12 protein-coding genes are annotated in these 13,425 nt (G+C 54.6%); 5 read left to right on the forward strand and 7 right to left on the reverse strand.

Annotated features, from left to right (window positions below):
- Positions 1-26: 26 nt before the first annotated feature.
- The 4 genes from OK412_RS05180 (at position 27) to OK412_RS05195 (ending at position 3,743) form a co-directional block, all read left to right on the forward strand.
- Positions 27-608 (forward strand): TetR/AcrR family transcriptional regulator, encoded by a 582-nt coding sequence (locus OK412_RS05180; RefSeq protein ID WP_029519282.1) that lies wholly within the window; start codon positions 27-29, stop codon positions 606-608.
- A 53-nt stretch (positions 609-661) separates the two neighbouring features.
- The gene (locus OK412_RS05185) at positions 662-1,765 is read left to right on the forward strand and encodes an alkene reductase (RefSeq protein ID WP_033761024.1); all 1,104 of its coding nucleotides are present in this window, start codon (positions 662-664) and stop codon (positions 1,763-1,765) included.
- Between the two features lie 54 nt (positions 1,766-1,819).
- Complete coding sequence (locus OK412_RS05190) at positions 1,820-2,563, forward strand: SDR family oxidoreductase (RefSeq protein WP_264352802.1); 744 nt, start codon at positions 1,820-1,822, stop codon at positions 2,561-2,563.
- Between the two features lie 406 nt (positions 2,564-2,969).
- Positions 2,970-3,743, forward strand: a complete 774-nt coding sequence (locus tag OK412_RS05195) for a hypothetical protein (protein ID WP_122459900.1) — start codon at positions 2,970-2,972, stop codon at positions 3,741-3,743.
- 101 nt (positions 3,744-3,844) lie between these two features.
- Here the strand turns inward: OK412_RS05195 and OK412_RS05200 are convergent, their stop codons facing one another.
- Together OK412_RS05200 and OK412_RS05205 are read right to left on the reverse strand one after the other, a co-directional pair.
- Entirely contained in the window at positions 3,845-4,171 is a 327-nt protein-coding gene (locus tag OK412_RS05200) for a hypothetical protein (RefSeq protein WP_010670656.1), read from the reverse strand.
- A 184-nt stretch (positions 4,172-4,355) separates the two neighbouring features.
- Positions 4,356-5,426 (reverse strand): LacI family DNA-binding transcriptional regulator, encoded by a 1,071-nt coding sequence (locus OK412_RS05205; RefSeq protein ID WP_010259142.1) that lies wholly within the window; start codon positions 5,424-5,426, stop codon positions 4,356-4,358.
- 265 nt (positions 5,427-5,691) lie between these two features.
- Here OK412_RS05205 and OK412_RS05210 point away from each other — a divergent pair, with 265 nt between their 5' ends.
- Positions 5,692-6,954 carry a maltoporin gene (locus tag OK412_RS05210; protein WP_022624645.1) on the forward strand — a complete coding sequence of 421 codons (1,263 nt, stop codon included), beginning with the start codon at positions 5,692-5,694 and terminating at the stop codon, positions 6,952-6,954.
- Between the two features lie 84 nt (positions 6,955-7,038).
- Here the strand turns inward: OK412_RS05210 and OK412_RS05215 are convergent, their stop codons facing one another.
- The 5 genes from OK412_RS05215 to OK412_RS05235 all read right to left on the reverse strand — a co-directional run bounded on the left by OK412_RS05215 (position 7,039) and on the right by OK412_RS05235 (position 13,389).
- Complete coding sequence (locus OK412_RS05215; RefSeq protein WP_010259145.1) at positions 7,039-7,362, reverse strand: glucose PTS transporter subunit EIIB; 324 nt, start codon at positions 7,360-7,362, stop codon at positions 7,039-7,041.
- A gap of 543 nt (positions 7,363-7,905) precedes the next feature.
- Positions 7,906-9,981, reverse strand: a complete 2,076-nt coding sequence (locus OK412_RS05220) for a beta-galactosidase (RefSeq protein WP_264352803.1) — start codon at positions 9,979-9,981, stop codon at positions 7,906-7,908.
- A gap of 41 nt (positions 9,982-10,022) precedes the next feature.
- Positions 10,023-11,216, reverse strand: coding sequence for an arabinogalactan endo-beta-1,4-galactanase (locus tag OK412_RS05225; protein WP_033761006.1), 1,194 nt, complete (start codon positions 11,214-11,216; stop codon positions 10,023-10,025).
- A 3-nt stretch (positions 11,217-11,219) separates the two neighbouring features.
- Positions 11,220-12,071: a sugar ABC transporter permease gene (locus tag OK412_RS05230; RefSeq protein ID WP_010259151.1), complete on the reverse strand. Its 852-nt coding sequence runs from the start codon at positions 12,069-12,071 to the stop codon at positions 11,220-11,222.
- A 10-nt stretch (positions 12,072-12,081) separates the two neighbouring features.
- Positions 12,082-13,389, reverse strand: coding sequence for a carbohydrate ABC transporter permease (locus OK412_RS05235; RefSeq protein WP_033773985.1), 1,308 nt, complete (start codon positions 13,387-13,389; stop codon positions 12,082-12,084).
- Between the last annotated feature and the right edge of the window lie 36 nt (positions 13,390-13,425).

A 13,425-nucleotide genomic window follows, 5' to 3' on the forward strand; every position in this document is an offset into this window, starting at 1 on the left:
CAGTTTTTCACTAGAGTGTGCACATTATGAAAAGAAACGTGACAGATATGCGGCAGCACATCATTGATGTGGCCAGGGCGATCATTACTCATAAGGGCTACAGCGCCGTCGGGATTTCCGAGATTGTAAAAGCGGCGGATATCCCAAAAGGCTCGTTCTATTACTATTTTCCGTCGAAGGAAGCGTTTGCAGAGGCGCTGCTGGAGCACTACTTCAGCCACTATTTGCTGGAAGTAGAGCATCAGCTAGGCGGAACAGGAACGGCGAGAGAGCGACTGCTGCGCTATTTTACCTTCTGGAAAACCACCCAGGGCGCAGACCTGCCTGAAAGTAAATGTCTCGTGGTCAAGCTGGGGGCGGAAGTCTGCGACCAGTACGATAACATGCGGCATGTGCTGGCAACGGGCACCCATGAAATTGTGCTCAAAATTGCTGCCTGCCTCCGGCTCGGTCAGGAAGATGGCTCCCTGCCCGCCGTAACGGATGCCACTGAACTGGCAGAAGAACTCTATCAGCTCTGGCTGGGGGCTTCCCTGATGGCGAAAATCCACGATCCTGACAAAGCGTTCAGTCAGGCAATGAACGCAACAACACGGCTACTTGGGTAGCCGGTTTTTTTTATCCATTTACTAGACGACCGGTCAACTATTAAGAGGCTTATATGACTGACAACAGTACCCGTACCGATTTATTCTCACCTGTTTCGATGGGCAGTCTTCAGCTGTCAAATCGCATTGTCATGGCACCGGTCACGCGTAGCCGTTACGGTGAAGAGGGTGTGCCTGATGAACTCCATGCTACCTACTATGCACAGCGTGCCGGGGCTGGCCTGATTATTTCTGAAGCCACCAACATCTCTCCGCAGGGACGCGGCTATGCCGCTACGCCGGGGATATGGAGCGAAGAGCAGGTGGCTGGATGGAAAAAGGTCACCGAGGCAGTCCACGCCAAAGGCGGCAAAATCGTCTGCCAGTTATGGCACGTGGGCCGTTTTTCAAGCGTGGAACTGCAGCCTGAGGGCCAGCGTCCGGTTGCACCTTCTGCCATCAAAGCGGAGGGACAGACTTATACCGTAAACGGTTTTGTGCCGGTATCGACGCCGCGTGCGCTGGAAACAGAAGAAATCCCCGGCATCATTGAGCAATACAAACGTGCAGCTGAAAATGCCCTGCGTGCCGGTTTTGACGGCGTTGAGGTCCACTCCGCCAACAGTTACCTGCTCGATCAGTTCCTGCGTGATTCCACCAATCACCGTACTGACGCCTACGGTGGCTCTATTGAAAACCGCGCCCGCCTGACGCTGGAAGTGACAGAAGCCATCATCAACATCTGGGGCAATGACAAAGTCGGTATCCGCCTCTCTCCGGTCACGCCTGATGCCGGTAACACCCCGCCAGACAGCAATGTTATGGCGATGTACGGCTACCTCATTCAGCAACTTAACCGGTTCAACCTGGCTTATCTGCACTTCGTTGAAGGCGCGACGGCCACCTCTCGTGATGTGCCTGCCGATGTGGACATGGACGCGCTGAGCGCCCAGTTCAACGGTCCGTTTATTGGCAATAACAACTATGACCTTGAGATGGCCATCAGCCGCCGCAACGCCGGAATTATTGATGCGGTTGCCTTTGGACGCCTGTTCATCTCCAACCCGGATCTGGTTAAGCGTCTGCGTTACGGTGCCGCGCTGACCATCGCGCCGAAAGAAGCCTATTACGGCGGTGGTGCAGAGGGTTATACCGACTGGCCGGAAGCCAGCTGCTGATAACGGTTTATGGCGGGTGACTACCCGCCCCTTTCACCAGAAGGAGAATTAAAAATGAATTACCTGCAACAGAAAACAGCCATTATTACGGGTGCATCCTCCGGGATTGGTGCGGCTACCGCGCGGGAACTTGCGCGTCATAGCGTGAATATTGTGGCGGCAGCACTGGACCAGGATGGCCTCGATACGCTGGTACGTCAGATTGAAGCTGAAGGGGGACGCGCTGTCGGCCTGGTAACCGATGTTACGCGTCTGGAAGAAACCCAGGCGCTGGTGAAGTTCGCCAGTGACACCTTCGGCTCCATAGACATACTGATTAACAATGCGGGCCTGATGCTTTTCTCAAGCTGGAGTGACGTTGCATGGGAAGAGTGGAACAAAATGGTCGACGTCAATATCAAAGGCTATCTGAACGCCATTGCCTCTGTGTTACCCGTTATGCTGAAGAAAAATGAGGGACAGATCCTGAATATGGCATCGGTTGCAGGTCATCAGGTGGATGCGGGTGCAGGGGTTTACAGTGCAACAAAATTCTTCGTCCATGCCATGACAGAATCGATGCGCAAAGACTTAGGAGTTAATAACGGGATACGCGTCAATACCATCAGCCCTGGCGTAATCAATACCGGCTGGGCCGATAAAGTCGGCGATCCTCAGGGCCGTAAAGTGGCTCAGGAACTCAATAAATTAGCCATCAGCCCACAGGATGTGGCTAATGCGGTGGTGTATGCACTAAATCAGCCGCAGAACGTTACCGTCAACGACCTCATCGTCTCTCCCACCAGACAAAACTGGTGATATCCGGATAACAGCGTCGGGGGTTGCTATGCCATCCACCCTGCCCTGATGCTGATTATCAGGGCAATACTGCCCCGGCATGGCTCGCACGCCCTGATGCTACTTTCCTTCAATTTTCGCCTGATTAAGCCGCCGGGCTATCACTCTTTGCATCGCCTGAAAATTAAGAAGAAAACAGAGTAACTCAGAATTAATTCTTATAGGTTAACAGGTAAAACCGCCCAACCACCACACTGCGACAGAGCAAATATTACATTAAATCATAGGGTAAGTGCCGGTTTAGCGAGTGACAAGCTGTGAGCAAAATTCCTGTCATGGTTTTCTTTAGCTTAACCTTTTCTTAAGATTAATCTTATAACATCGTCTCTGTATTAGCCCATGTTGGGCTGTTCCGGAGTATCACCCTATGCAAAATAACAACACAGCTTCTCACTCTCTCAGTAAAGTTCCGGCCGTTACCGCGGCTTTCTGGTTAACCAAAATCGCTGCGACTACCCTGGGTGAAACCGGCGGCGATGCGGTGACCATGTCGATGAATCTCGGTTACCTGACCGGGACATTGATTTTCGCCATCATCTTTCTTGTCGCGGTGGTGGTGCAGATAAATCGCCACAGTTTCAACAAATGGATTTACTGGTTCACCGTGGTGGCCACAACCACCGTTGGCACGACGATGGCAGACTTTGCCGATCGCTCACTGGGCATAGGGTATTTAGGTGGCACCGTGCTGCTGAGCACCCTGCTTATCCTCTCGCTTTTCCTGTGGAAAATCACCTGCGGTACGGTTGCGGTCAGTTCAGTGAGCAACGGCGTCACAGAGAGTTTTTACTGGGTCACTATTATGTTTTCACAAACCCTGGGCACGGCCTTAGGTGACTGGACGGCAGACACTGAAGGGCTGGGCTACGATGGCGGGATCCTGCTGTTTGTTGGCGCGCTGGCAATCATCTGGGCGGCCAGTCGCTTTACATCACTTTCGCGTACGGGGCTCTTCTGGGCGGCCTTTATCCTGACCCGACCACTGGGTGCCGTGGTCGGCGACTTTCTGGACAAACCCCTTGCCTCAGGCGGACTCGCGCTAAGCCGCTACGGTGCCTCACTGACGCTGGCGCTAATCATCATCGCTCTTCTGGTAATACTGCCCCAGCGTCCGGCAATGAAGACCGCCACGGCGAGTTAAAAAACGTTACTGGCAGATTTACAGATAACGCATCGACTTAAACGTAATCAGGGCCGCCAGCGATGGCGGCTTTTTTATTATCTGATGCGTAACAGGCTACATCAGACAGAGCGCTCAAAGGAGACGATTTGACCATCGGGTGCAGCAGCGAGTACCGGCAGACTCTCTGCAGGCTCCTGCATTTTCACCCGAAACGCCGTGTTGCTGGCATCAAGGAAAACGGTTCTAAGATGACGGTTACAGATGAACCATATTTCATCGCGGTCATTTGAAAGAATGTAGTAAGCATCTGATGTTTCAGAGGGGTTAAAACAGCCCAGCGCGCGATAAGCCGTCTGCGGGGTAAAACCGCTGGAAAGCGGCAGTGGCCTGGGGCCATGCGCTAACTCTTCAATCCTGAGGTAAAGCCCCTGTTCAAGCCACAACATAATGTCACTCCCTGAGAGTAGAGAAACCGGGCTGAACGTGTCGGCTGCATTACCGCGAAGCAGAATGCCCGTTCACTGACCGATTTAGTGATCGGATAATTTTCCGACATGCAGAATCGTTATCCTGATCTGAGCATAGCAGCGGCGCGTTCTTATGCTTTTTTTATCTGCTTGCGGTGCTCTGCTACTCAAGACGACTGGCGAGCAGCCGCAGCTGCTCAGCAATCTGCTTCAGATCACGCTGCTGCTGACCGGCGATACCCGTCGAGCTGCGTACCACCAGTTTTGCCGGAAGGATAGAAGAGGAACGCTGCTCATCCTGCTCACTGGCTAACAACAGACGCGCAACGGCCTCTTTGCCCTGTAAATCAAGATCGAGCGACACCGTGGTCAGCGCCGGATGGAAGAAGGCACTTTCATAGGTGTCATCGTAGCCAATCACCGAAATCTGCCCCGGCACCGCTACACCGCGCTGATGCAGCGCGCTCAGCACTCCCAGTGCCATCTGATCATTTCCCACCAGCAGCGCGCTGAACTCCGGCGCTTCACGCAGCAGTTGCAGCACGCCGTTGTAACCACTTTGCGCATCCCAGTTACCGTGGCTGACGCTGACCGGCTTCAGACGATAGCTCTCCAGCGTATCCAGCCAGCTCTTTAACCGCAGATTGGCAGAAACGGACTCCTCTGGCCCGGCCAGCAGAGCAAATTCCCGATGCCCCTGCTCGTAGAGATATTTGACACTGGCACGGGTACCGTCAGCCGGGTTAAACGAAACGTTAAACACCGCGCTGTAGGGATCAACATCAAGAAACAGGCACAGGATATCGTCGTTCTCCTGCACGATCTGCTCCGCATCACTGCTCTCCAGCGGGACGTTGATAATCACCTTATCCACGCGCTGCGACTTCAGCTCATTGATACAATTCTGCAGACTTTGATTGACGTTCTCATCAATCATGGCGATCAGTACCTGATAGTCAGCGGCATTGGCATATCGTTTAACCGCAGCGGCCACCTGCGAGGGAGCATGCAACGCCAGCGATGTGGTCACCAGACCCAGCGTTGTGCTCTGCTTACCCACCAGCTGTTGCGCCAGTCTGTTTGGCACGTAGCGCAGGGTCTCAATAGAGTGCTCCACCTTGCGCCGCGTTGATTCTGAGACGTTTGCCGACTTATTCAAAACCCGCGAAACCGTCTGATAAGAGACGCCAGCATGGCGGGCGACATCCTCTAAGGTGGCATTTTTTGATTTCATAATTCGCATCCCTGATTACCGATGGCGGAATGGTATCACAGCAGCCGAATAAGCCAGGTTACCGCAGTCACATTGCGCAAATAAAAAGTAAAAGTCATACCTTCACATCACGAGGTTTGGTGATCTGATTCACTAATCGTTACAAATACCGCCACTTTATTTGCAGTGCATCACACATTATCGCGATTTTGTTTGTCACCCATCTGACAAAAAGCGTTAACTGCCGCTGTCATGTGAACGTATTACAAATAAAATTGAGGATAACATGGAAACAAGGTTACGTACTGCTGCTGTGGCGCTCGCTGCGGCCCTGACCTCCCCGACGCTCTATGCTGCTATCGACAACATTGATTTCCATGGCTATCTGCGTGGTGGCGTTGGCGTATCGCAGGATGGCGGTATTGAAGAGTATCAAAAGAACAAGATTGGCCGTCTCGGCAATGAAGCCGACACCTACGGCGAGGTTGAGCTGGGCAGCGAAGTCTACAAAAAGGATGACGTCAGTTTTTACGTCGACACCATGGTCAGCATGTTCTCCGACGGTTCTAACGATAACGAAACCACCTTCGGTGACGATGCGCAGTTTGGTTTGCGTCAGCTTAATCTGCAGATCAAAGGGCTGGTGCCGGGTGACAAGAATGCGGTGATCTGGGGCGGTAAACGTTACTACCAGCGTCACGATTTGCACATCATTGATACCAAATACTGGAATATCTCCGGCTCCGGTGCGGGTATCGAAAATTACACTCTGGGCCCGGGCGCGATCTCCTTTGCCTGGATCCGTGGCGATGCTAATGACGTCGATTACCGGGTCGATGGCGATAACGACGTCAACATTAACTACCTGGATCTTCGGTATGCTGGCTGGAAACCGTGGAGCGGTGCCTGGACCGAGTTTGGTATTGATTACGCCATGCCGAACACGACTAAAAAGCAGGAAGAGTATGGTGGCCTGTATGATGCGGAAAACGGCGTTATGCTCACCAGTGAAATCAGTCAGGATATGTGGGGCGGCTATCAGAAACTGGTATTCCAGTACGCTAACAAAGGCCTGGCACAAAATATGATTTCACAGGGCGGTGGCTGGTATGACATGTGGAACGATACCCGCGATGCCACCGGATACCGCGTAATCAATACCGGCCTGCTGCCGATCACCGACAAGTTCTCCCTGAATCAGGTCTTTACCTGGGGTTCAGCGGATGATGTCACCGCGCAGACCAGCAAAAGCACACTGCTGTCGCTGGTGGGTCGAGGTCAGTATCAGTTCACGCAGTATGTCCGCGGCATCGGCGAAGTGGGTAGTTTCTGGCAGAAAGATGAGAACAAAGTGGGCAGCGACTACAAACAGGCGGGTCAGAAATATACGCTGGCGCTGGGTCTCGCAGCCGGTCCCGAATTTATGTCACGCCCGGAACTGCGTCTGTTTGCCTCTTACCTGAATGACTCAGAAGACGGACACAGTTTCCAGGACAACACCAGTAACAACACCTGGAACTTCGGCGTACAGGTCGAAGCCTGGTGGTAACCAAGCAGTCTCCTCATTGTGATCATTGTTAAGCTCTTATGCAGGGGCTTATTTGGATAACCGGCGACGGTTATCCATTTTTTTTTACTCCGGCTGAAGCGGCTTGAAGAATCGGGCTTCCAGCAACTGACGCAGCTGGTCGGATTGCGTACCAAAGATGGCATGAACTTCCTGCCCCAGAATCACCACGCCAATCGCCCCCGCCTTCTGTAATCCTGCCGTATCAACCGCCCTCAGCGATGTCACTTTCACCCGCAGCCGGGTTAAACAGGCGTCCACCTGCTGAATGTTTTCACGCCCGCCGAAGCACTCTACAAGACGCTCCAGCAGCGCACTGTCTATCTCAACCTCTTCCGCCGTCAGCGGCTGCCGACTGAAATATTGCTTAAACGATTTCAGACTCACCATGTTGTTCTCCTCCAGATAATAAAAAGGCGGGCTGCTGCCCGCCACTCACGACTGATAAACGAAAACGAGGGGGACTGGCTTCAGGGCACTTACAGAAAATACACTCTTCCTGCCCTCAAACCCTATTCCTCCGCCACAAAGTCCGCAATTAAAGCCACGGCAGAACTTCCCACACACAACTCTCATGCTCAAAGCTCAGCCTGCCAACAAATTTAACCAAACCTGCTCATTATCCACAGTTCCCGCACCCTCCTGCCACAGACAATGCCCAAACTCAAAGCGATGGGGGCATATGCCTGGAGCAAAGCATCACGGGCCAGGGATGGCCCGTGCTGAGCTGGCAGGGATGCCATCTTTTGCGTCTTTGCGGAAGGCATATGCCCCCTGAGCCAGTGCTCAGACTGCCAGCAAACTTAATCAAGCTGCTCCATATCAACAGTTCCGGCAACCTCCTGCCACAAACAACGCCCAGACTCTAAGCGATGTGGGCATTTGCACCCTGAGCTAACCCTCACCCTGCCATCGAGCGGCATTCAACTAACTTTAAAGGCTTGTGCCTTCAGTTAGCGGCACACTCAGAACGCGACATCCCCACGGCGCCAGCAGCAGCGATTCCCCCACAACCGAGCCATCGATCAAATCGCTGAGCCCAGCAGGCAACGACAGCTGCTGCACCTGACTGGTAAAATTCTGCACAAAAAGAAACGCCTGTTCGCCATCAGTGCGCCGCTGAACGACCACGCCCGGTGGCAGATCAATCGCCAGCGCGCGTGGCAACGCCAGCTGCTTAATCAACGCACCATAAAAATCCCGCTGGAACGACAAATCATTACGCGACGCGATATACCAGGCTTTGCCCTGACCCACGCGATTCACCGTCACCGCCGGGGTACCGGCATAAAAATCGCTCTCATAACTGGCCAGCGCCGTTGCCCCTTCCAGATGAATATGCTCGCAAAGCTCTCGCGCCTGATAAGGCCCGCTCAGACCCAGCTCATTGCCGCGCACCCCGCGTACGCCATTGAACTCCTCATCAGTCAGACTATCGATCTCTTCTGACCAGATGCCAAGCAACGGCCGCAACGGCCCCGGGAAGCCACCGGGATAACACAGATCGCTCTCATTCACGATGCCGCTCCAGTAGCTGGCAACGAAATGCCCGCCCTGCTCAAGATGCTGTTCCACCCGCGCCGCAAAAGCATCCCGCACCATATACAGCATCGGCGCAATCACCAGATCGTAACCACTGAGATCGCAGTCGCCGTTAATCACATCCACCGCCACGCCCTGCTCCCAGAAAGCACGATAGTGCTCGTTCACTGTGCGCTCATAATGCAGTCCGAGATTGCGCGGCCCCTGCGCATTATCCATCGCCCAGCGACTCTCCCAGTCGAAAATAATCGCCACCCGCGCCTCAACCCGGCTGCCCATCACCGGCGTCATTGCGGCCAGCATCCGGCCCAGCTCACTCACCTCACGACCGGTGCGCGTATCAAGATGACCCACATGATCGACTACTGCGCCATGAAACTTCTCGACCGAACCCCGGCTCTTGCGCCACTGAAAATATTGCACCGCGTCCGCACCATGGGCCACCGCCTGCAGTGACGACAGAATATGCATCCCCGGCTTCTTCAGCTTGCTGGTCGGCTGCCAGTTGGTGGCGCTCGGCGTCGACTCCATCAACACGAAGGGCTTGCCCTGCTTCAGTGTGCGCATCAAATCGTGGTACATCGCGGTATAACAGGCGAGCGTGGTCTCATCCTTCTCGTTATGCCACATCGGGTAGCTATCCCAGGAGATAAAATCGAGCGCCGGTGCCAGCTTCCAGTAATCGTAGTCGTAGAAATATTCCATAAAATTGGTGGTCGCAGGCAGATCGGGATTGGCCTGCTTCAGCGGTTTAATCTCCTCACGACAGAAATCAGTAACCTGATCGGTCATAAACCGCCGCCAGTCCAGATTCAGACCGTGAATCGACATCTCACCCTGTGGCGCTGGCGACACAATCTGTGACCAGTCGCTGTAGGTATGACTCCAGAAATCACTCCACCAGGCGAGATTCAGGTTCTCCAGCGTCTCATAACGGCGCTGCAACCAGCTGCGAAACGCCTGCTGACAGCGATCGCAATGACATTCTCCGCCATATTCATTGGAAATATGCCAGCCGAGCACCGCCGGATGATGCGCATAGCGCGCCGCCAGCCGGCTGTTCATCGCCTGCACTTTCTGGCGATACACCGGCGAGGTCATGCAGTGGTTATGACGGCCACCATGCAGAGCCGGCACGCGATCGCGCCCCACACGCAGTACCTCCGGATACGCCTGCGACATCCAGGCTGGTCTGGCCCCGCTCGGGGTAGCAAGAAACACGGATATCCCCTGCAGCCAGAGCGTATCAATCACCTCATCCAGCCAGCCAAATTCATAGCGCCCCTCTTCCGGCTCCAGCTTCGCCCAGCTGAAAATACCCACCGACATAACGTTGCAGTTCGCCTGCTTCATCATCATGACGTCGTCATCAATAATGCCCGGCTGGTGCGCCCACTGTTCCGGATTGTAGTCAGCACCATGCAGCAGCCGGTTAACCCGGGTGCTGAGCGGGGGAAATTTATTCATACCTGTTCCTCAGAGGTAGACATCAGCGTTTGCGCTAATGGTTAATGAAAAACCTGCAGCGAAGGCAGCGCCTTGCCGTGACAGTCAAACAGCGCCTGGTTTTCGCGGGCGTTACCCTGTTTCCATTCGTCGTGGATATATTTCATGCCAGCGGGCGTCGCCCAGGTATTGCCGGGCGCAGGGATCCACGCCGGTTCCCAGTAGACGACACCCTTGCCGCGATGGTCCGGCACCGCCAGCACCGCTTTAATCAGGTCATGCAGATAGGCCGCCTGGCCTGCTACGCTGCCGGGATAGCCGCCCGCCTGCTCCTCTTTGGCCTGGAAACTATTCTCCGCACTATCGCAGTTTTCCAGCGTGTAGCCGTAGGCCGCTTCCACCACCATCACGTCTTTGTCATAGCGCCGGGAGATATCATCCATGTTGGCTTTCAGAGCGCTGATGGGGCCGTTCCAGTAGGTGTACATCGACAGGCCAATCACATCGAATGGCACATCACGCTTAACGATCTCGTCGAACCACCAGCGGAACATGTCGTTCTTTGTGCCCTCAGCCAGGTGCAGCATGATCTTCACCTGATGCGGGTCGCTGAGGTTCTCACGCACCCCGCTGATCCCGGCTTTCAGCAGACCGGCCAGCCGATCGAACTCACCGCCGTTCTGGCCCCAGCTTTTGCCTTCCGGCCAGAGCATGCCACCGTTAAGTTCATTGCCAATCTGCACGATATCCGGCATCACACCGTCCGCTTTGAAACGGGCGATGGTGTCACGGGTGTAGTCATGAACCTGGGTTTCCAGCTGCGGAAAAGGCAGCGACTGCCAGGCTTTGGGCTTGAACTGCTTGCCTGGGTCTGTCCAGAAGTCGCTGTAGTGGATATCCAGCAGTAGCTTCAGGCCCGCAGCTTTAACGCGCTTCGCCAGCGCCAGCGTGGTTGCCAGATCGTTACCGCCACCACCGTAGGTCTGACCGCTGCCGTCGCGGGGATCCACCCACAGCCGCAGCCGTATGGTATTGATGCCGCTGGCTTTCAGGATGGCGATGGCATCCTGCTGCTGGTTATCTGCGTTGTAGAATTTCGCACCCTGCTTCTCCAGTTCAGCCAGCGATGAGATATCCGCACCTTTGATAAAATCGGCTGGCCACGGCCCGGCAGAGCCGATGACAGGCTGATCGGCGGCGAGCAGCGGTGTCGCCCAGGCCAGCGCCAGGGCGAGAATCAATGTTTTTGGCGTCATGATTTATCCTTTAGTACTGCCTGAGGCCAGGCCAGAAACGAAGTATTTCTGCAGGGCCAGATAGAACACCGCCACCGGCACGGCGATCAGCACAGCACCGGCGGCATAGGTGGTGTAACTGGCGCCCATTTTTTGCGACACCAGGTTATAGAGGCCAATCGGCAGCGTGAACTGCTCTGGCGTTCGCAGAATGGTGCTGGAGAGGATGAAATCACCCAGCGGGCCGGTGAAGGAGAACAGCGCCACTACCGCCAGGATCGGCTTCGACAGAGGCATAATGATCTCAACAAAGATGCGGAAGTTGCCCGCACCGTCCATGCGCGCCGACTCATCGAGATCTTTGGGAATCGAGTCGAGATAACCCTTCATCAGCCAGGTGTTCATCGGGATCATCCCGCCAACGTAGATCAGCACCAGCGCCAGATGGCTGTTGATCAACCCCAGCAGCTGCGACAGCACGAAAATCGCGATCAGCGCCGAAAACTGCGGGATCATCTGTAACAACAGAAACAGCATTAGTCCGTTCTGCCGCCCCTTGAACCGAAAACGGGAAAAAGCGTAGGCGGTACAGCTGACGCTGATCAACGTCAGCACCATGGTCAGGAAACTGATTTTCATCGAATTCCAGTACCACGTCAGGTAAGGCACCGTGCCATTGAACAGGTCGCGGTAGTGCTGCAGCGACGCATTCTCCGGAATGATCGAACTGCTGAGCAGGCTGTTACCTGCATTCAGGGATGCTCCTACTGTCCAGACCAGCGGATAGATAATGATGGCCGAGACGGCCAGCACCACCAGCCAGGTCAGCGACAGGCGTATCCACCTTTCGCGTTTAATACTGCCGGACTTCGCCATAACTGCTTCCTTACGCCATCTCATCTTGTTTAAACGACCGGGTCGCGCGGAACTGCCACAGCGCCAGACCTACCACGAAAATCGACAGCAAAATGGTGATAGTGGCGGCGATAGCATATTGCGACGACGACATGGTGAGCTTGTAGATCCACGACACCAGGATATCGGTTCCTCCGGCATTCGACCCCGCCACCGCCGGACCGCCGTTGTTAAACAGATAGATGATGTTGAAATTATTAAAGTTGAAGGTGTATTGCGTGATGATGATCGGCGCAATGGCGTAGAGCACCAGCGGCAGCGTGATGGTTTTCAGCCGCGTCCAGGCGCTGGCACCGTCCATGATCGCCGCCTCATAGAGATCGTCAGGGATCGCCTGCAGGACGCCGGTAGTCATCGCAAACACAAACGGGAAACCGAGCCAGGTCTGCATCATAATCAGCGCGGTTTTGGTCCAGAATGGATCGGTCATCCACGCTTTAGGTGCAATGCCAAAGAAGTCGAGAATAGCGTTGTTGATCACCCCAAAGCTGTCGTTGAACATTCCGGCGAAGACCAGAATGGTGACGAAGCCCGGCACCGCCCACGGCAGAATAAAGATGGTGCGGATCAGCGGCTTAAAGCGCAGGTCTTTCTGATTGACCAGAATCGCCAGCATGACGCCCACGGTGCACTGCAGCGTGGTAGCGAGCAGTGTCCAGACCACCGTCCATTGCAGCACATCAAAGAAGGTGGAGCGCCAGATCGACAGGGTAAAAATGTTGATGAAGTTTTTGAACCCCACCCAGTCCACCAGCTTTGCCGGTGGCGTGTGATAGAGGTTGTAGTTGGTGAAGGCGATGGCGAAACCGAACAGAATCGGAAACACCACTACAAACACCAGCAGAATAAAGCCTGGCGAAATCATCAGATAGGGGAAGCCATCGCGCAGCAGTAACTGATACTGCTGGCGCACGCTGTTCAGCTGCTGACCCTTGTCGCGCCTGACGCCATTGACCCAGGCGTCGCGCATTGACACTCCCCAGACCGCCACGCCGAAGGCGGCAATCAGTACGCTGATAATGCCCTCTGCCAGCAGAAAAATTGAGTTATCACGCGGCACCGATTCGCCCAGCGTATAGAGCCCCCAGAATCCCTCACGCAGAAAATCGTGGAAGACGCCGGTAAAACTGCTGAGCAAAATCAGAAAACAGAGCCCTTTAGCCCACTGGCGGTGGTAAAACTGGCCGAAGCCAGGCAGCAGTGCCAACAGCGCACCGGAGGTCGCATGACGACGCGGACGCTTAGCCGTCACCAGATTTTCATCGGAAGATATAGCCACACCCTGATCCTTATCCTGTACGGTTATCCCGTGAAC

The organism is Pantoea sp. JV6, assembly GCF_025910055.1.
Lineage (GTDB): Bacteria > Pseudomonadota > Gammaproteobacteria > Enterobacterales > Enterobacteriaceae > Pantoea > Pantoea agglomerans.

Coding starts and splice junctions, on each gene's coding strand:
- OK412_RS05180 (WP_029519282.1), top strand. CDS start 27: ATGAAAAGAAACGTGACAGATATGCGGCAGCACATCATTGATGTGGCC.
- OK412_RS05185 (WP_033761024.1), top strand. CDS start 662: ATGACTGACAACAGTACCCGTACCGATTTATTCTCACCTGTTTCGATG.
- OK412_RS05190 (WP_264352802.1), top strand. CDS start 1,820: ATGAATTACCTGCAACAGAAAACAGCCATTATTACGGGTGCATCCTCC.
- OK412_RS05195 (WP_122459900.1), top strand. CDS start 2,970: ATGCAAAATAACAACACAGCTTCTCACTCTCTCAGTAAAGTTCCGGCC.
- OK412_RS05200 (WP_010670656.1), bottom strand. CDS start 4,171: ATGTTGTGGCTTGAACAGGGGCTTTACCTCAGGATTGAAGAGTTAGCG.
- OK412_RS05205 (WP_010259142.1), bottom strand. CDS start 5,426: ATGAAATCAAAAAATGCCACCTTAGAGGATGTCGCCCGCCATGCTGGC.
- OK412_RS05210 (WP_022624645.1), top strand. CDS start 5,692: ATGGAAACAAGGTTACGTACTGCTGCTGTGGCGCTCGCTGCGGCCCTG.
- OK412_RS05215 (WP_010259145.1), bottom strand. CDS start 7,362: ATGGTGAGTCTGAAATCGTTTAAGCAATATTTCAGTCGGCAGCCGCTG.
- OK412_RS05220 (WP_264352803.1), bottom strand. CDS start 9,981: ATGAATAAATTTCCCCCGCTCAGCACCCGGGTTAACCGGCTGCTGCAT.
- OK412_RS05225 (WP_033761006.1), bottom strand. CDS start 11,216: ATGACGCCAAAAACATTGATTCTCGCCCTGGCGCTGGCCTGGGCGACA.
- OK412_RS05230 (WP_010259151.1), bottom strand. CDS start 12,071: ATGGCGAAGTCCGGCAGTATTAAACGCGAAAGGTGGATACGCCTGTCG.